Genomic DNA, 18,238 nt, shown 5'->3' with positions numbered 1-18,238 from the left:
TCTCGTAACGCTCTAGGCAAACGCTGTGCTTTCAGGCATATAATTTGCTTAAGTTGGCGTTTCGGCGCCTGTAGTGGATGGCGCGTGAGCGCCGGCGAATAAGGTGTTTAGCCCCTGCCATGAAACCATCGCTAGTCTTGAGAATGGGCCAGCAGCTGACGATGACACCGCAGCTGCAACAGGCAATCCGCTTACTCCAGCTATCCACACTGGACCTCCAGCAGGAGATCCAGGAGGCGCTGGAATCGAACCCCATGCTGGAACGCCAGGAGGAAGGCGACGACTTCGATAACTCCGACCCGATGGCGGACAACATCGAACAAAAGCCCAATCCCGATGTTCAGGAACCGACCTATCAGGAATCTGCGCCTACCGTAGACAACCTCGAGGAAGGCGAATGGAACGAGCGCATTCCCAATGAGCTGCCTGTCGATACAGCCTGGGAAGACATCTACCAGACCAGCGCCAGCAGCCTGCCCAGCAATGACGATGATGAGTGGGACTTCACCACCCGTACATCCGTCGGAGAAAGCCTGCAAAGTCACCTGCTCTGGCAGCTCAATGTTGCCCCGATGTCCGACAAGGATCGCCTGGTCGCCGTCACGCTGATCGACTGCATCAACAATCAAGGCTATCTCGACGAGACTCTTGAAGAGATTCTCGAATCCTTCGACCCCGAGCTGGATATCGAGCTTGATGAGATCGAAGCCGTCCTGCACCGCATCCAGCAATTCGAACCGGCCGGCATCGGTGCGCGCACTCTGAGCGAATGCCTGCTGCTGCAACTGCGCCAGCTACCGGCAAAGACGCCCTGGCTGAGCGAAGCGCAGCGCCTGGTCACCGATTACATCGACCTGCTGGGCAGCCGTGACTACGGCCAGCTCATGCGTCGCATGAAAATCAAGGAAGACGAACTTCGTCAGGTTATCGAACTGGTGCAGAGCCTGAATCCGCGCCCAGGCTCGCAGATCGAATCCACCGAAGCCGAGTACGTCATTCCAGATGTCATCGTGCGCAAGGACAACGAACGCTGGCTGGTCGAGCTGAACCAGGAATCGGTACCGCGCCTGCGAGTCAATCCGCAGTATGCAGGCTTCGTACGCCGTGCAGACACCAGCGCCGACAACACCTTCATGCGCAATCAGTTGCAGGAAGCCCGCTGGTTCATCAAGAGCCTGCAGAGCCGCAACGAAACGCTGATGAAGGTCGCCACTCAGATCGTCGAGCATCAGCGCGGCTTCCTGGAGTATGGCGATGAGGCCATGAAGCCGCTGGTACTGCACGATATCGCCGAGGCGGTGGGCATGCATGAATCAACGATTTCCCGCGTGACCACGCAGAAGTTCATGCACACGCCACGCGGTATTTACGAGCTGAAATACTTCTTCTCCAGTCACGTCAGCACCTCAGAAGGCGGCGAGTGCTCATCCACGGCAATTCGCGCAATCATCAAAAAACTGGTTGCGGCGGAAAATCAGAAAAAGCCGTTGAGTGATAGCAAGATCGCTGGTTTACTGGAGGCACAAGGCATTCAAGTAGCCCGTCGCACAGTTGCCAAATACCGCGAATCTCTTGGGATTGCACCGTCCAGCGAGCGCAAGCGACTGATGTGATGCAGGCCGAGCCACAGCGTTCCAGTGGCAGGCACTACGCCTGCCTCTTTATGCACTGGCAAAGGAGAAGCTGTATGCAAGTCAACATCAGTGGACACCAACTGGAAGTGACCAAGCCACTTCGTGAATACGTTGAGCTCAAGCTCAAGAAGCTCGAAGGGCATTTTGACAAGATTACAAACGTGCAGGTCACGATGGCGGTCGAGAAACTGAAACAGAAGATCGAAGCCACGCTGCATATCCACGGTGGAGAGGTAGTTGCCAATGCTGAACATGACGACATGTACGCGGCCATCGACCTGCTCACTGACAAGCTCGACAGACAATTGCTCAAGCATAAGGAAAAGCAGCAAAGCATCCTCAAGGGTGCAAACGCTCGCTGACGCTCACCACACATGATCCGACTTGAAGAAATCCTGACCCCCGGCCGTTCCGAAGTGAACGTGCCGGGCGGCAGCAAGAAAAGCGTACTCGAACATATTGCCCGACTGATTGGCCGCGAAGTACCGGGGCTTGATTGGGAAACAGTATTCAAGGCCCTCGTCGCCCGTGAAAAACTTGGCTCTACCGGTTTCGGCAATGGCATTGCCATCCCTCATTGCCGTCTCGCCACCTGTGGCGAACCTGTCAGTGCCGTCATTCATCTCAACGATTCCGTAGACTTCGATGCCATCGACGGCGCGCCTGTCGATCTGCTGTTCGTGCTGCTGGTCCCGGAGGCTGCCACGGACAAGCATCTGGAGCTGCTGCGCCAGATCGCCAGCATGCTTGATTCCAAGGATGTCCGGACACGCCTGCGCAGCGCCAAGACCAATGAAGCGCTCTATCAAGTGGTGCTAGACGTGCAGAACGGCAACTGACCATGCGCATGATCATCGTGAGTGGCCGCTCCGGCTCGGGCAAGAGCACGGCGCTCGATGTACTGGAAGACAGCGGCTTCTACTGTGTCGACAACCTGCCTGCCGGATTGCTTCCGGAGCTTGCCGAACGAGCCTTGATCAACACCGAACTGGCCGAACCGCTGCTGGCGGTTTCCATCGATGCCCGCAATCTGCCCAGTCACCTGACCCGTTTCCCGGCCATGCTCGACGAGGTACGTGCGCGCAATATCCAGTGCGATGTGTTGTATCTGGATGCCGACGAAGCCACCCTGCTGAAGCGCTTTTCCGAGACCCGCCGGCGCCATCCGCTGAGCACATCGGACCGTTCGCTGGCCGAGGCCATACGTGACGAGACCGCGCTGCTGGGGCCGATCATCGATCTGGCCGACCTCAAGATCAACACCACTCACCTCAATCTTTACCAACTGCGCGACACGCTCAAGCTGCGCCTGTTGAACAAGCCGGAACCCGGCACGGCGTTCCTGATCGAGTCGTTCGGTTTCAAGCGCGGCATGCCGGTCGATGCAGACCTGGTCTTCGATGTGCGCTGCCTGCCCAATCCGTACTGGAAGCCTGAGCTGCGTGATCATTCGGGACTCGAACAACCTGTCATCGATTATCTGGCGGCACAGCCCGACGTTGAAGAAATGTTCCAGGACATCTCTTCCTACCTCACCAAGTGGCTGCCTCGTTTCGCTGCAAGCAATCGGTCCTATGTGACCATTGCCATTGGCTGCACGGGCGGGCATCACCGGTCTGTCTATCTGACAGAGCGGCTGGGGCAGGTTCTGCAACCATCACTCAAGAACGTTCAGGTTCGCCACCGCGACCTCAGCTGAAAGGAACACCTCTGCGATGCCCGCTCGTCAAATCACCATCATCAACAAACTGGGCCTGCATGCCCGCGCAGCCGCCAAGTTCGTAGGGGTCGCAGGCAAACACGCTTGCCAGATAAGAGTTGGCCGCTCGCCGGAGAGCATGGTCGACGGCAAAAGCATCATGGCCGTGATGATGCTGGCGGCAGGCAAAGGTACCGAAATTCATCTTTCGACTGAAGGTGAAGATGAGCAGGAAGCACTGGATGGCCTGGTCGAGCTGATCAACAACAAGTTTGACGAAGGCGAGTAAGACACTTCTTACACGCCCCACTCAACTGTCAGACCAGCGCTGTATCCATCACCATCATCAGACAGAACCCGGCAATCAGCCCCAGACTGGCAATCCTGTTGTGTCCGTTGAGACGTGATTCCGGGATGATTTCGTGGGTCACCACCAGCAGCATGGCGCCTGCGGCAAGAGCCAGACCGAATGGCAGCAAAGGCTCGGCGATTGCGACGAGCCAGGCCCCCAGCAATGCGAACAGCGGCTCCACCAGCCCGGACGCGGCGCCGATCAGAAACGCCCTGACCCGCGACATCCCCGCCCCCGCCAGCACCATCGCGATTACCAGTCCTTCAGGCACATCCTGCAAGGCAATACCGATGGCCAGACTGTCAGCTTCCGACAAGCCTCCGCCTGCCGATACACCAATTGCCATGCCCTCTGGAATGTTATGCGCCACGATGGCGATCACGAACAGCCAGATACGCGGCGCAATTGCCGGGTGATCCTGAATGCTTCCAGACTGCGCGCCTTGGGAAACACTGTAATCCACCGCGAACAGGCCTAGGGCACCCAGAACGATCCCAAGACTGATCAGGCCGCCAGCGCCCCACGGCGTGAACCCCAGGCCCTCGGCAGCTGCGAGGCCCGGCACGATGAGTGAGAATGCCGTCGCGGCCAGCATCACCCCGGCGCCGAAGCCCAGCAGACCGTCCGACACCATGATCGGCATCTTGCGGATCACCAACACTGGCACCGCCCCCAGCGCAGTTCCCAGAGCGCAGATCGCGCCACCTTCCAAGGCACGCAGCAGGCGCGGCTCAAGGTTCAGCCAGGCCAGCCCTTGAGCCACCAGTAAAGCCATACCCGCCAAGAGCAGCACGGTGCCTACTGCAAGACGAAACAACCGGACACTGCTGACAGCGAGTATTTCAGAACGCATAGACGGCCTTGGTTCGTGTTGAGGAATATCAGGCCACAGCGGCCTGATAACGCCGGGACACCTCGTCCCAGTTGACGACGTTGTAGAACGCATTGATGTATTCAGGACGACGGTTCTGGTAGCGCAGGTAGTAGGCGTGCTCCCATACGTCGAGACCCAGAATCGGCGTGTTGCCGCTCATCAACGGGCTGTCCTGATTACCGCTGCTTTCCACCACAAGCTTCTTGTCCGGCGTAACGCTCAGCCAGGCCCAGCCGCTGCCAAAGCGAGTCAGCGCCGCCTTGGTGAAGGCTTCCTTGAAACTGTCGAAGCCGCCCAACTGGGCGTCGATGGCTTTAGCGACCTCACCTTTTGGCAGACCACCACCGCCGGGCACCATGACTTCCCAGAACAGCGAATGGTTGGCATGACCGCCGCCCTGATTGATCACTGCGGGGCGAAGGCTCTCGGGTAATTGCTTGACGCTGGCGACCAGCTTTTCGATGGGCCATTCGGCGTATTCGGTACCGTCGACGGCCGCATTGAGGTTGTTGATATAGGTCTGGTGGTGCTTGGTGTAATGGATCTCCATGGTCTGCGCATCAATATGCGGCTCCAGGGCATCGTAGGCGTAAGGCAGTTCGGGCAAGGTGTAAGGCATTTCAATGTGCTCCGTAGAAAAGGCCAGGGTTGGCCGCAGAATCGCGCTGCAATGACGAGCGCGTGTGTTCGCTGCTGCTGTTCAGGAGTCGATGCGTGCGCGGGTATTCGCCGTGTTCACTGATGAAGCCCAACAGCTCGACGTAGGTTTTGCTGCTGTGCCGCAACGCAGCATCGCGCAATGCGGGCTGCAGACGCTGGTCTTGCATGGTCTGCAGCAAATGCTGGTGAATGGCGCACAGGTATTCGGCACTCTCCTCCGGCTGCCCCAGACTCAAATGCAGGTCGGCGAGGTTGTGATGGGAAATTACACAGGCCGCGACGGCTTCGTCGGCATCCGGCCAGCGCTCGAACAGGACCTGTGCCAGCGCCAGCGCCTGGAGGTACAACTCACGGGCCTCGACCCATTCGCCGAGGTTGAAACAGCGATTGGCCTGTTCAATGGTGCGTTTCCAATGCTGCATGACATACCTCCAGATGCGTTGGCCGGACCGAATCAGAGGCCGCCGGCGGTGAGTTTTTCGGGGTTGAGCAACACTTCCAGCTGGCTGCGCTGCAGATCGGTGTGCTCCAGCGCGACGTCAATCACCGGGCGGCCTTCCTGATAGGCTTTCTTGGCGATTTCGGCGGCTTTCTGGTAGCCAATGATCGGGTTGAGCGCAGTGACCAGAATCGGATTGCGCGACAGCGCCTCTTTGAGTTTGGCCTCGTTGACCTTGAAGCTGGCGATCGCCTTGTCAGCCAGCAGCCGGCTGGAGTTGGCAAGCAACTCAAGGCTGCTGAGCAGGTTCTGGGCGATGATCGGCAGCATCACATTCAGCTCGAAGTTGCCGGACTGACCTGCCACGGTGATGGTGGCGTCGTTGCCGATGACCTGCGCGGCTACCATGGCGGTGGCTTCCGGAATCACTGGATTGACCTTGCCCGGCATGATCGAAGAACCCGGTTGTAGCGCCTCCAGCTCGATCTCACCGAGACCGGCCAAAGGGCCGGAATTCATCCAGCGCAAATCATTGGCGATCTTCATGAGCGAAACGGCGGTTGCCTTGAGCTGACCCGAGACAGCAACGGCGGTGTCTTGCGAGCCGATCAGCGCGAACAAGTCCTTGCCCTGCGTAAACGTGACGCCACTCAGTGTGCCGAGGTGCGCGCTGAATCGGGCAGCGAACTCGGGATGCGCATTGATCCCGGTGCCGACTGCCGTACCGCCCTGCGCCAGGGACTGCAGGCTGGGTTGCAGGCCTTCGAGATGTTCGATGTTGGCCCGAATCTGCTGCGACCAGCCGTTGAGCACCTGACTCATGCGCACCGGCATGGCGTCCATCAGGTGCGTGCGGCCAGTCTTGACGAAGGCGTGAACCTGCACAGCCTTGTGCTCGATAACCTGGACCAGGTGATTCAGGGCGGGTAGCAACTGCTCATGCAGCGCCAGCGCAGCGCTGACATGAATCGTCGTCGGAATGATGTCGTTGCTGCTTTGCCCGCAATTGACGTGATCGTTGGGATTGACCGGCTCGCCCAGGATGCGGGTGGCAAGCGTGGCGATCACCTCGTTGGCATTCATGTTGGTGCTGGTGCCGGATCCGGTCTGAAAGATATCCACCGGGAAATGGGTCATGAAGTCGCCACTCAACAATTGCTCGACCGCGGCGACAATCGCCCTGCTCTGCCCTTCGCTGATCTGCTCCAGTTCAAGATTCGCGTGAGCCGCTGCAGCCTTGGCCAGCAACAGTGCACGAACGAATTGCCGGGGCATGCGCTGATGGCTGATCGGAAAGTTATCCACCGCACGCTGAGTCTGTGCGCCATACAGGGCGTCGGCCGGCACCTGCAAAGGGCCCATGCTGTCGCGTTCGATACGGGTATTACTCATCGCAATGTCCTTGCACCAGTTCAGAGGGAGAAATTGAGGGTTGCAGCACGCAGGACGCCAGTTGATGAACACAGGCTTCCCAGCGCTGACGACGGGCAGGCGTGGAGGCAAGCGCCTCGACATCGCGCAGCGGGCGCCAGGCCTGGTCCAGACACAGGCAGCGCCAGTGCCAGGGCAGCATCGTGTCGCGGGCAGTGTCCATCAGCAGACGGAAGGAGGTTTCTGCGATCAGCGCGTGAGGCGTGGCGGTGAAACGCGCCAGATATCGCCCTTCGGCCAGGTAATGCTCGATCAGACGCGGCTCGTCAGGCTCAAGGGCGCAGCGAATCCGGAGACTCAGATCGCGCCAGTTTTCCAGATAAGGCAGCTCGTGCAGAACAGATCCCATGACCGCGACTCATTGTGAAATGAGATTCATTATTGAATGAGATCGAGAATCAAAACAAGAGAAGAGTTGGATCGGGGTGACCAGAGGGGAGGGATATCCCTATCAAACGCTGATCTGATGGGACGTGACTAAGCCTTTATAGCTATATACAAGTCATCTGGCGCTCAGGTGAGACAGCAACGCTTTTGACGCGATAATGCGTACACCACCGATTGCGACTGAGCGACGGCTGAATCAGTGTCAGGACGAAGGAGCCCCGGCGAAGCGTTGCACCACGCAATCCATGCCCACGCGCAGCGATGGGCACGGAACCTCGGCACCTTCAATGATCGGATCAGCTACCCGCAACCGTCATGCGCTCGATCAGCACCGAGCCGGTGCGGATGTTGCTGCGCAACTCGACATCGCTGCCAACGGCGACGATCTGCTTGAACATGTCACGCATATTGCCGGCAATGGTCACTTCCTGGACCGGAAATTGAATCTCGCCGTTCTCGACCCAGAAGCCCGCAGCGCCGCGTGAGTAATCGCCTGTCACCATGTTCAGGCCGCTGCCCATCAGCTCGGTCACCAGCAGGCCACGGCCCATGCGCCGGATCAGCGCGTCCTGATCTTCCGTGCCATGGGTCACGAACAGATTGTGCACGCCGCCTGCGTTGGCGGTGCTCGGCAGGCCAAGTTTGCGTCCCGAGTACGTACTGAGGATGTAGGAGACCAGATCGCCGTTCTCCACGAATGGCTTGGCGTAGGTCGCCAGGCCATCGCTGTCGAACGCCGAACTGCCCATGGCGCGCATCAGGTGGGGACGCTCGTCAATGGTCATCCATTCCGGGAACAGTCGCTGGCCTAGCGAGTCCTGCAGGAAGGAGGATTTGCGGTACAGCGTGCCGCCGGAAATCGCGCCCAGCAGGCTGCCAAACAGACCGCCAGCCAGCTCTGCTGAAAACAGCACGGGCACTTCGCAGGTCGGCACGGGACGTGCGCCCAGACGACTCGCGGCCCGCTGCGCAGCCTTGCGGCCGATGCTCTCGGCGTCCGCGAGCAATTGGCCCTGACGGTTCACGTCGTACCAGTAATCGCGCTGCATCTGGCCTTCGCCTTCAGCAATCATCACGCAACTGAGGCTGTGCCGGGTCGACGCGTAGCCGCCGATGAAGCCGTTGCTGTTGCCGTAGACGCGACAACCCTGGTGAGTATTGAGCGTGGTGCCGTCGGCGTTCTTGATGCGAGGATCTGCGTCAAAGGCGGCCGCCTCACAGAGCAGCGCTTTCTCGATGGATTGCTCGGGCGTGATGTCCCAGGCGTGGTAAAGATCGAAATCCTGAATGTCTCTGGCCATCAACGCAGCGTCAGCAAGACCCGAGCTTTTATCTTCCGACGTATGCTCGGCAATCGCCAAGGCTGCAGCGACCGTTTCGCGAATCGCGTCAGCGCCGGTGGCCGAGGTACTGGCCGAACCTTTGCGCTGACCGACGTACAAGGTGATGCCGAACCCCTGATCGCGGTTGAACTCGACCGTTTCAACTTCGCGCTGACGCACCGAGGTCGACAGTCCCTGCTCCAGCGACACCGCGACTTCACAGGCGCTGGCGCCCTGACGTCTGGCTTCGGCAATGATCTGTTCGACCTGCTCCTGCAGTTCAGGCAAGGCCTGTGGGCCGACGCTTTGGGTTGCACTCATGATTTTCTCCATCAAATTCTGCTTTCGGCACAGGCCGAATACCGACCGGGCCGGACAAGCGGCCCTCGACTGGTTATCATGGCGGCGTTTCTTTGCGGACTGCCCCCATGGTTGATTCTTACGACGACTCCCTCGACGGGGAGAAAAGCAAAACCCAGGTCAAACGAGAGCTGCACGCTCTGGTTGATCTCGGCGAGCGACTGACGACACTCAAAGCCGATGTGCTGGCCAAGCTGCCGTTGACCGATGCCTTGCGCAAGGCTCTGGCCGAAGCGCCCAAGCACACGGCCAACATTGCGCGAAAGCGGCACATCCTGTTCATCGGCAAGCTGATGCGCGATCAGGATCAGGAAGCCATTCTGGTTTTGCTGGACCAACTCGATGCCTCCACTCGCCAGTACAACGAACGTTTTCACGGTCTGGAGCGCTGGCGAGATCGCCTGATCGCGGGCGATGACAGCGACCTCGAAAAATTCGTGGTCGAATACCCGGATGCCGACCGCCAGCAACTGCGCTCCTTGATCCGTCAGGCTCAACACGAAGTTGCACGCAACAAACCGCCGGCTACCAGCCGCAAAATCTTCAAATACATTCGTGAGCTGGACGAAATTCAACGCGGTCTGCGTTGATCTCGACCTCGGGGCTGGCCAGCATCGGCCAGTCCCGGCTCATGTTCAGTTACCCGTACCGCCAACCGTGATCGCGTCGATTTTCAGCGTAGGCTGACCCACGCCAACCGGCACCGATTGCCCGTCCTTGCCGCAGGTCCCGACACCGCTGTCCAGCGACAGGTCGTTACCCACCATCGAAACCCTGCTCATGGCTTCCGGCCCATTGCCGATCAAGGTGGCACCTTTGACAGGCGCGGTGATCTTGCCGTCTTCGATCAGATAGGCCTCACTGGTCGAGAACACGAACTTGCCGCTGGTGATGTCCACCTGACCGCCGCCCAGATTCGCGCAGTAGATACCGCGCTTGACCGACGCAATGATTTCCTGCGGATCGCTCTGGCCGCCCAGCATGTAAGTGTTGGTCATGCGTGGCATCGGAAGATGCGCATAGGATTCGCGACGACCGTTGCCGGTGCGCGCCACACCCATCAGGCGAGCGTTCAATTTGTCCTGCATATAGCCCTTGAGCACGCCGTTTTCGATCAGGGTCGTGCATTCGGTCGGAGTGCCCTCGTCATCGACACTCAACGAGCCGCGACGGCCAGCCAGCGTGCCGTCATCGACGATCGTGCACAGTTTGGACGCCACCCTCTCGCCCATCCGGCCACTGTAGGCCGAACTGCCTTTACGATTGAAGTCACCTTCCAGGCCATGTCCCACGGCCTCATGCAGCAGAACGCCCGACCAGCCGGAACCCAGCACGACTGGCAACGTGCCTGCAGGTGCAGGAATGGCTTCAAGATTGACCAGCGCCTGACGCAACGCTTCGCGGGCATAACCCATGGCGCGGTCATCGGTCAGGAAATAACGGTAGTCGGTACGACCGCCACCACCATGGCCGCCGCGCTCGCGACGACCGTTCTGTTCGACGATGACGCTGACGTTGAAACGCACCAGCGGTCGTACATCGGCGGCCAGGCTGCCGTCAGCCGCAGCCACCAGAATCCGCTCCCAGACGCCGGCCATGTTGACCGAAACCTGCTGAATGCGTGGGTCCAGCGCGCGGGTCGCTACATCGATACGCTTGAGCAACTCGACCTTCTCGGCGCGAGTCAGTACTTCAAGCGGGTTATCTGGCGCATAAAGCTGAGCCACGTCCTGCGACGTGAAGGCCTGCACGCTGCCGTTCTGACCGGCACGAGAGATGGAGCGTGCCGCGCGCGCGGCGGTGAGCAACGCTTCCTCGGTGATTGCATTGCTGTAGGCAAAACCGGTTTTCTCACCGGACTGGGCACGCACGCCCACACCCTGATCAAGGTTGAAGCTGCCTTCCTTGACGATGCCGTCTTCGAGCGCCCAGGACTCGGAGATCATCCCCTGAAAATACAGATCAGCGGCATCGATACCCGGCCCGGCCAGCTCGCCCAGCACCGATTGCAGGCTGTCCAGACTCAGGCCGCCGGGGGCCAGAAGGTGTTCACTGACTGAGGACACGTCACTCATATTCACTCCGAAGCAGGCCGCAAGGCGTCCTGCGAAAAAAAGCGCCGGTGACTGGACACCGGCATCCGCGCCCGTATGGACGCCTGTTCTTCACTGTCACGCGTGGCCAGCAGCACGGCTTCACCCTGCGCCTGCTGAGCCAGGACCCGCCCCCATGGATCGATGATGGCCGCGTGTCCGTATGTTTCCCGAGGCCCGGGATGCACCCCGCCTTGTGCGGCTGCCAGCAGATAGCACTGGGTTTCGATGGCACGCGCCCGGATCAGGATGTCCCAGTGCGCGGCACCCGTCACCGCCGTGAAGGCTGATGGCGCAGTGATCAGCTCAGCGCCGGCTTCACGCAGTGCGGTGTAAAGCTCCGGAAAGCGCAGGTCATAACAGACGCTCAGTCCGAGCCGTCCGACCGGAGTGTCGGCCACCACCACGTTGTTTCCATGATCATAGTCATCCGATTCCCGGTAGCGACCTCGATTGTCTGCGACGTCCACATCGAACAGGTGAAGCTTGTCGTAACGCGCAACCTGCTGGCCATGCTCATCGATCAGTAACGAGCAGGCCGTGACCTTGCCATGGGGCTGATCATCGGGCGGGAGGGGAATCGTTCCGGCAACTATCCATAACTTGAGGTCACACGCGGCCTGTTTCAACCACGGAAGGATCAATCCCTGACCTGCGGCTTCGGCGCGACCGATGTCGGCAGCGTCCCGACGGCCCATGGCGGCAAAGTTCTCGGGCAGCACCGCAAGCCGGGCGCCGCCCTCGGCGGCCTGTTCCAACAAGGCGCGTGCACGGGTCAGGTTACCCGCGACGTCGCTCTGGCTGACCATCTGAATCACTGCAAAAGACATGGCGACCCTTTTTTGAATGGCATGGGCACCACTGTACTCCATGACGCGCTATTGAGGCTTTTCAAAAGGCTTGTCGAAGGTAATCTTCGGCTCTTTCCACGGCCCCTCGACTTTGTATTGCACGCTGGCGAACCGAGCCACCTTGTCACCCAGCAGCTTGTCCACCAGAAACAGCGCACCTCCGATGGCTGGCGCGCCAACGATCAGCGCAGCAATCGGCAGGTTGTTGGTTACCGGCAGTGTCACCAGCAACTTGGCGTCGACCCGGTCCTTGACCATGTCCAGCGTACCGTTGAGTTCGAGGTTACTGGACGGCCCAGTCAACGTGATCGGGTTGCGGGTGACATACACACCCTCACTCGCCACCAGCAGCCCCTTGACCCGGTCGTAGCTGAGCCCTTTGCCCAGCAGGTCAGAGAAATCCAGACGCAGACGGCGGCCGATGGAGTTGAAGTTCAACAATCCGAACACCCGCAGCGCCTGCGCGCCGCCTTCGACCTCGACGAACTGACCGTTGCGCAAGGTGGCATCGAGGCTGCCGGAGTAGCGCTTGAGTCCCACCCACGCCGGAGAGCCTGGCCAGCGACCGTCGAAATTCATCTCGAACGTCTCACTGGTGACGGTAGGCGCAAAATTCCATGCTTTCAGCACATCGGCGAGATTCTTGCCTCCCAGCTGCCCTTTGAACCAACTGCTGCTCGATCCGGGAGCGCCCTCCCAGACACCCTCGCCTTCCAGCAGAATGCCTTTGAGCCCCAGGCTCATATCGGTCATGCGAATGCCGGTTGCGGTAGGCCGAATTTTCAGTGCCCATGCACCCAACAGTTGATCACCCTGGAACAGTTGGGAAATCTTTACGTCCAGCGCAGGAATCTTGCTGGGATCTATGTCGGCCAGCGGATCTGGCGCGTTCTCGACCACGACTGCTTTCGGGTCGGTCGCGGGCAGTTTCACGTAAAGCAGGTTGATGCCGATCGGTGCGGACTTGGCGTCAGGCAGGGAGGCGCTGCCCTTGACCAGCGCACTGTCCAGCGACAGCAGCCATGCAGCGGCACTGCGTTGCAGTTGAACGCGCACATCGTCCAGCGTGGTCCCCATGGCTGTGAGCTTGCCGATCTGCAGATCCACGCTGCTGAGCAACTGTCGAGCGTTACCGCCCGGGTCGCCGCCGGAATAACGATCGACAATCGCCTGCCAGGGCGCCACGTCCAGCTCGTTCAGACTGCCGCTGACCCGTAACCCTTTGGCGTCCGGCACGATTGCACCGCCCTGCCCCAGAAACAGTTCACCACGTCCGTCGGCAAATTTTCCCGCCGGTGCAGTGAATGCGAGGTTGGCGATTTCACTGTAAGCAGCGCCAAAGCGGCGTTCCGCGCCCTGCAGGGTCATGCGGAACTCACTGTCGCGCTCCTGCTCGGCCGTCTTGCCGAACGGGGCTGGCAGGTCGATCGCAACGCCTTTCAGGGCGGACGTGATCAACAGCGGACTGTCCTTGCCGTCCAGCGTCAGTTGCAGTTGGAACGGAAGGTCGCCAGAGACGGGCAATGCCTGTTTGATATCCAGCCAGTCGGTCAGCTTCTTGATCGTGATCTGCGCGTTGGCCACGATACGGGTCACATTGGCTCCCGGCTTGCCTTCGGCAGCAATCTGCGCCGTGACAGGCCGGTCGAATGCCTGGGCGCGAATGTCTTTGCCGCTGAGGCCCTTGTCGCTGTCGAACCGGAAGTCGCCCTTGAGCTTCGTCAGCTCCAGCACCGGATCGACCAGTTTCAGACGCGCATCACGGGTGCTGAAGTCCACCACGACCTTTGGCTCCACACCCTTGGCCAGCGGAATATCCAGTTTAAGCTTGCCCTCCAGCGGCCCCTCGCCCTGCCACCCGGCAAAGGTGCTGCCGGTGCCGATCGGCGCTTCCTGAAGAATCTTCAGGCCATCGGCCACGGTGCCGGAAACGTTGCCATCCACCAGCAGATGGCTGTCCTTGCCGGACTCGACGTGAGGAATATTGACCAGCACGTTGCTGACCTTTGTATTCAGAATCTGCCCTTTGCTGGCCTTGACCCGCACGCCGCTGTTCTCGACATACACCTTGCCATCGACACCGGTCAGCGAAGGCCAGCCTGGCTGAAAGGCGAGCGTTGCGTTGCTCACGTCGAAAAACAGGCTGATGACTCGCGCCGTATCCGGAGAGCTTTTGTTCAACGAGCCCTGATACTGGAAGAAGCCCTGATTGACCGCGCCGCTGACAATCGCCGTGCGCAGCCAGTGGTCCAGTTCCGGGCTCAGCACTGCAGGCAGGTACTTGCTGGTGTAGCGGCCATCCCCGTCGACCATGCCGACCCGCAAGTCCATGTAATCTTCCTGGTCGTGCTTGAGGTGGATACGAATGAGAAAGTCCGCCGCGATTTTACCTTCATCGCCCTGCACCTTGATGTATGGGGCGATCAGGGTGAATGCCTGATCGTCCAGCTTCCAGGTCAGACGCGCATTGGCTTTCTGATAGCGCCAGGGTTTGGCGAAGATCGGGTCCAGGTGCAGCATGAAATCGCTGGTATCCAGACGCAGTTCGCCCTGCCCCAGATCGCCGCTGATCGCGCCACTGACGTTCGCCGCAGCAGGTGCGTCGTGATAGGCATTGAAGCTTACTTTGTCGAGGTTGGCGGCAAAGCCCAGACGCTTGTCGCCTTCGGCCTGGGGTCGGTAATCGAGTAGAACGTTACGCAACCCGCCCTTCACCTTCAAACCATCGACAACGGCCATCACCTTGTCCGGCAGGGGTGCCAGCGAGTCGATCAGCGGGGTCAATGGCGTCAGGTCCAGACGGTCGGCCTGCACGTGCCACAGCTCTTCATTGTCGGGCGTTGCGGCTGTCTGCGTGGCCTGCAGACGGCTTTCCCAGCGATTGCTGCCAAGGCTCATGGCCAGCGAATCCAGTTTCAGGTCCATGCCCTTGTCGGTGCGCTCGAACCAGGCATTCAGAGCAAGATCATCGATGGTCGACGGCTTGCGTCCTGCATACACACCCTTGAGTTGTGGCGCATGCAGCCGGGCGACCGCGCTCTTCACGCCGCCCCGGCTCCAGCTCAGCCAGAACTCGCCACCCGCTTTCAACGTGGAAACGGTCCATTCCCGGGTCAGGCTCTTGGGCAGCCACTTGGCCCAATCGCTCTGGGGCAGGCTGGCATAGAGATCGGCTTCGCCTTCTTTCCAGCGACTGGCCTCGATACGCGTATTCAGGTTCAACGCCAGCGGCTGACCATCAGGCAGCGTCAGGCGCGCGTCCAGGCGCTGGTGATAACTGCCTGTGGCCAGGCTCAGATTGACGTACGTCAGGGTCAGCGGAGATTCATCAAACGGGTGAAGAGTGACCTGACTGTTGAGCAATGACAGGCGCGAGACCCTCTGCAGTTGCGTGAGGATCTGCTGCGGATCGACCGGGCTGTCATCTTTGACCGGCAGACCCTGCACCGACCATTTGCCGTCCTGAGCCTGTCGAATGATGACCTGCAAGCCATCGACTTCAAGGTGGGCAAGCCGCACATCGCGCGCCAGCAGGCTCTCCCACAGGTCGGGGACCACCCTGACGTTGTCCAGACGCAACGCACTGCTGCCTTCACCGAGCATGACGTCGTGAGCCTGCACCACTGGCGCAAAACCGCTCCAGTTGCCCTCCAGGCTGCCAATGCTGACAGGCATGCCCAACGCCGTGCTGACGCGGGTTTCGACATCGACACGGTATTCCGCAACCATCGGGGCCAACTGACGACCCAGGCTCACATAAAGCGCGGCCAGCACCAGCAACAGCGCGCAGAGGCCCAGGCTCCAGCGGGTGATGCCGGCAACGACACGTGGAAGACGCTGCATATCAGCATGTCCTCCGCAGCACACATGGCCCATGACGATGCACGGCGAGAACCCGACTCAAACAGCCTGGCAGGATCAGGTACAGGTTTTGCTCATTCGCCACGCATCATTCTCGATATAAGGGTAGACCTGCCAGAACCCCGCCGGGCGCTTGTTGCAAACGGTCGAACGGTCGAACGGTCGAACGGTGACAATCTCAGAGCAATACGACGTCGTATTGTTCCTGCGAGTACATGGTTTCTACCTGAAAACGGATGGTGCGACCGATAAAACTCTCGAGTTCCGCCACATTGCCGGATTCTTCATCAAGCAGACGGTCAACCACACGCTGGTTGGCCAGCACTCGGTAACCTACCGCCTGATAGGCGCGGGCTTCGCGCAGAATCTCACGGAATATCTCGTAGCACACGGTTTCAGGCGTCTTCAGCTTGCCGCGACCCTGACAGCAGTGGCATGGCTCGCACAGCACTTGCTCCAGGCTTTCGCGGGTGCGCTTGCGCGTCATCTGTACCAGCCCCAACTCGGTGATGCCAATGATGTTGGTCTTGGCGTGGTCGCGCTCCAGCTGTTTTTCCAGCGTACGCAGCACCTGCCGCTGATGCTCGGCGTCTTCCATGTCGATGAAATCGATGATGATGATGCCGCCCAGATTACGCAGGCGCAGCTGCCTGGCGATGGCTGTCGCCGCCTCCAGGTTGGTCTTGAAAATGGTCTCTTCCAGATTGCGATGACCGACGAACGCGCCCGTATTGACGTCGATGGTACTCATCGCCTCCGCAGGGTCGACCACCAGATAACCGCCCGACTTGAGCGGCACCTTGCGCTCCAGCGCTTTCTGGATTTCGTCCTCGACGCCATAGAGGTCGAAGATCGGTCGCTCGCCGGGATAATGCTCAAGCCGGTCGGCTATTTCCGGCATCAGTTCGGCAACGAACTGCGTGGTTTTCTGGAAGGTCTCCCGCGAGTCGATACGGATCTTCTCGATGCGCGGGCTGACCAGATCGCGCAAGGTACGCAGGGCCAGCCCCAGGTCTTCGTAGATGACCGTCGGCGGACTGACCGTCTTGATCTGCTCGCCGATCTGATCCCACAGCCTGCGCAGGTAACGGATGTCCATGAGGATTTCGTCAGCGCCAGCGCCTTCTGCCGCGGTGCGCAGGATGAAACCGCCCGCTTCCTTGATGCCTTCCAGCGCTACGCAATCGCTGACGACCTTTTTCAGACGCTCGCGCTCGGCCTCGTCTTCGATCTTCAGGGAAATGCCCACATGCGCCGTGCGCGGCATGTAGACCAGGTAACGGGACGGGATCGACAACTGAGTGGTCAGCCGCGCGCCCTTGCTGCCGATCGGGTCCTTGGTGACTTGCACCACCAGACTTTGACCGTCATGCACCAGCGAAGCGATGCTTTCGACGGCAGGCCCTTCACGCATGGATATTTCCGAAGCATGAATGAACGCTGCGCGGTCGAGGCCGATATCGATGAACGCGGCCTGCATGCCGGGCAATACGCGCACCACCTTGCCTTTGTAGATATTGCCCACGATGCCACGACGCTGGGTCCGCTCGACGTGGACCTCCTGCAGCACACCGTTCTCCACTACCGCTACCCGTGATTCCATCGGGGTGATGTTGATCAGAATCTCTTCACTCATGGCTCGTTACCTTCCAGGTATTGCCAACAGGGTATGCCGAAACCAGCGAGCAATTCTGCGGTTTCGCACAGAGGCAGACCAACCACTCCAGAATAGCTGCCGTGCAGATCGGCCACGAAGATGGCCGCCAGGCCCTGAATGGCGTAGCCGCCCGCCTTATCCTGCGGCTCGCCGCTGGCCCAGTAGGCCTGGGCTTCGTGTGGCTGAATGGGGCGAAAACGTACGCGACTGGTGACGATGCGGGTTTCGCTGCGCTGCTGATCGACCAGCGCGACGGCGGTCAATACTTCATGTTCGGTGTCCGACAACGCCGCCAGCATGCCCAGCGCGTCGGCTTCATCCAACGGCTTGCCGAGAATCCGGCCGCCCAGCACCACCGCCGTATCGGCTCCCATCACGCACACCGGCTGATCGGGCGCCAGCAGCGCGAGCCCGGCCTGCGCCTTGCCCAGCGCGAGGCGTTCAACGTAGGCGGCAGGAGATTCGGAATCCAGGGGGGTTTCGTCGATCTGCGCACTCAGCACCGTGAAGGGAACACCGATCTGAGTGAGCAATTCTCGGCGGCGCGGTGAGCCAGAAGCCAGATAGAGCGAGGGCATAAGGACATCTCCGTGTCGGTGACGGCGAACGCGTACGCTT

The 18,238-nt window shown here is 60.1% G+C and carries 17 protein-coding genes; 6 read left to right on the top strand and 11 right to left on the bottom strand.

Annotated features, from left to right (window positions below; all coding sequences use genetic code 11):
- The first annotated feature begins 119 nt into the window (after positions 1-119).
- From JTJ32_RS13305 to JTJ32_RS13285, 5 genes are all read left to right on the top strand, one after another.
- Positions 120-1,613 carry an RNA polymerase factor sigma-54 gene (locus JTJ32_RS13305; RefSeq protein ID WP_025996319.1) on the top strand — a complete coding sequence of 498 codons (1,494 nt, stop codon included), beginning with the start codon at positions 120-122 and terminating at the stop codon, positions 1,611-1,613.
- A gap of 74 nt (positions 1,614-1,687) precedes the next feature.
- Positions 1,688-1,996 (top strand): ribosome hibernation-promoting factor, HPF/YfiA family, encoded by a 309-nt coding sequence (gene hpf / locus JTJ32_RS13300; protein WP_004881551.1) that lies wholly within the window; start codon positions 1,688-1,690, stop codon positions 1,994-1,996.
- Positions 1,997-2,008: 12 nt separating this feature from the next.
- Positions 2,009-2,473, top strand: coding sequence for a PTS IIA-like nitrogen regulatory protein PtsN (ptsN, locus tag JTJ32_RS13295; RefSeq protein ID WP_004881552.1), 465 nt, complete (start codon positions 2,009-2,011; stop codon positions 2,471-2,473).
- Between the two features lie 2 nt (positions 2,474-2,475).
- Positions 2,476-3,333, top strand: a complete 858-nt coding sequence (gene rapZ / locus JTJ32_RS13290; protein WP_099226335.1) for an RNase adapter RapZ — start codon at positions 2,476-2,478, stop codon at positions 3,331-3,333.
- 16 nt (positions 3,334-3,349) lie between these two features.
- Positions 3,350-3,622, top strand: coding sequence for an HPr family phosphocarrier protein (locus JTJ32_RS13285; RefSeq protein WP_099226336.1), 273 nt, complete (start codon positions 3,350-3,352; stop codon positions 3,620-3,622).
- Positions 3,623-3,650: 28 nt separating this feature from the next.
- Here JTJ32_RS13285 and JTJ32_RS13280 read toward each other — a convergent pair whose 3' ends face one another.
- The 6 genes from JTJ32_RS13280 to pmbA form a co-directional block, all read right to left on the bottom strand.
- Complete coding sequence (locus tag JTJ32_RS13280; protein WP_210042324.1) at positions 3,651-4,538, bottom strand: ZIP family metal transporter; 888 nt, start codon at positions 4,536-4,538, stop codon at positions 3,651-3,653.
- Between the two features lie 28 nt (positions 4,539-4,566).
- The gene (locus tag JTJ32_RS13275) at positions 4,567-5,178 is read right to left on the bottom strand and encodes a superoxide dismutase (RefSeq protein ID WP_210042323.1); all 612 of its coding nucleotides are present in this window, start codon (positions 5,176-5,178) and stop codon (positions 4,567-4,569) included.
- Position 5,179: 1 nt separating this feature from the next.
- Positions 5,180-5,641, bottom strand: a complete 462-nt coding sequence (locus tag JTJ32_RS13270) for a DUF2753 family protein (RefSeq protein WP_099226339.1) — start codon at positions 5,639-5,641, stop codon at positions 5,180-5,182.
- Positions 5,642-5,673: 32 nt separating this feature from the next.
- Entirely contained in the window at positions 5,674-7,050 is a 1,377-nt protein-coding gene (locus tag JTJ32_RS13265) for a class II fumarate hydratase (RefSeq protein ID WP_210042322.1), read from the bottom strand.
- On the bottom strand, positions 7,043-7,438 hold the full coding sequence (locus JTJ32_RS13260; protein ID WP_210042321.1) for a FagA protein: 396 nt from the start codon (positions 7,436-7,438) through the stop codon (positions 7,043-7,045). Before JTJ32_RS13260 ends, JTJ32_RS13265 begins: the two co-directional genes overlap by 8 nt.
- 334 nt (positions 7,439-7,772) lie before the next feature.
- Positions 7,773-9,119, bottom strand: a complete 1,347-nt coding sequence (gene pmbA, locus JTJ32_RS13255; protein WP_099226342.1) for a metalloprotease PmbA — start codon at positions 9,117-9,119, stop codon at positions 7,773-7,775.
- A gap of 107 nt (positions 9,120-9,226) precedes the next feature.
- On the opposite strand from pmbA, the gene yjgA reads away from it, so the two are divergent.
- Positions 9,227-9,748, top strand: coding sequence for a ribosome biogenesis factor YjgA (gene yjgA, locus JTJ32_RS13250; protein WP_024687484.1), 522 nt, complete (start codon positions 9,227-9,229; stop codon positions 9,746-9,748).
- A 45-nt stretch (positions 9,749-9,793) separates the two neighbouring features.
- On the opposite strand, the gene tldD is transcribed toward yjgA, so the two are convergent.
- The 5 genes from tldD to JTJ32_RS13225 form a co-directional block, all read right to left on the bottom strand.
- Positions 9,794-11,233 (bottom strand): metalloprotease TldD, encoded by a 1,440-nt coding sequence (gene tldD / locus JTJ32_RS13245; protein ID WP_099226344.1) that lies wholly within the window; start codon positions 11,231-11,233, stop codon positions 9,794-9,796.
- Positions 11,234-11,235: 2 nt separating this feature from the next.
- Positions 11,236-12,081 carry a carbon-nitrogen hydrolase family protein gene (locus JTJ32_RS13240; RefSeq protein ID WP_210042320.1) on the bottom strand — a complete coding sequence of 282 codons (846 nt, stop codon included), beginning with the start codon at positions 12,079-12,081 and terminating at the stop codon, positions 11,236-11,238.
- A 48-nt stretch (positions 12,082-12,129) separates the two neighbouring features.
- Positions 12,130-15,945, bottom strand: coding sequence for a YhdP family protein (locus JTJ32_RS13235; protein WP_210042319.1), 3,816 nt, complete (start codon positions 15,943-15,945; stop codon positions 12,130-12,132).
- 196 nt (positions 15,946-16,141) lie between these two features.
- Positions 16,142-17,599: a ribonuclease G gene (rng, locus tag JTJ32_RS13230; protein WP_004881565.1), complete on the bottom strand. Its 1,458-nt coding sequence runs from the start codon at positions 17,597-17,599 to the stop codon at positions 16,142-16,144.
- Positions 17,596-18,198 (bottom strand): Maf family protein, encoded by a 603-nt coding sequence (locus tag JTJ32_RS13225; protein ID WP_210042318.1) that lies wholly within the window; start codon positions 18,196-18,198, stop codon positions 17,596-17,598. Before JTJ32_RS13225 ends, rng begins: the two co-directional genes overlap by 4 nt.
- Positions 18,199-18,238 lie beyond the last annotated feature (40 nt).

It is taken from the genome of Pseudomonas alliivorans (assembly GCF_017826695.1).
GTDB classification, from domain to species: domain Bacteria; phylum Pseudomonadota; class Gammaproteobacteria; order Pseudomonadales; family Pseudomonadaceae; genus Aquipseudomonas; species Aquipseudomonas alliivorans.
The sequence above is the reverse complement of the archived record's forward strand: the minus strand, read 5'-3'. Positions and strand labels throughout refer to the sequence as shown.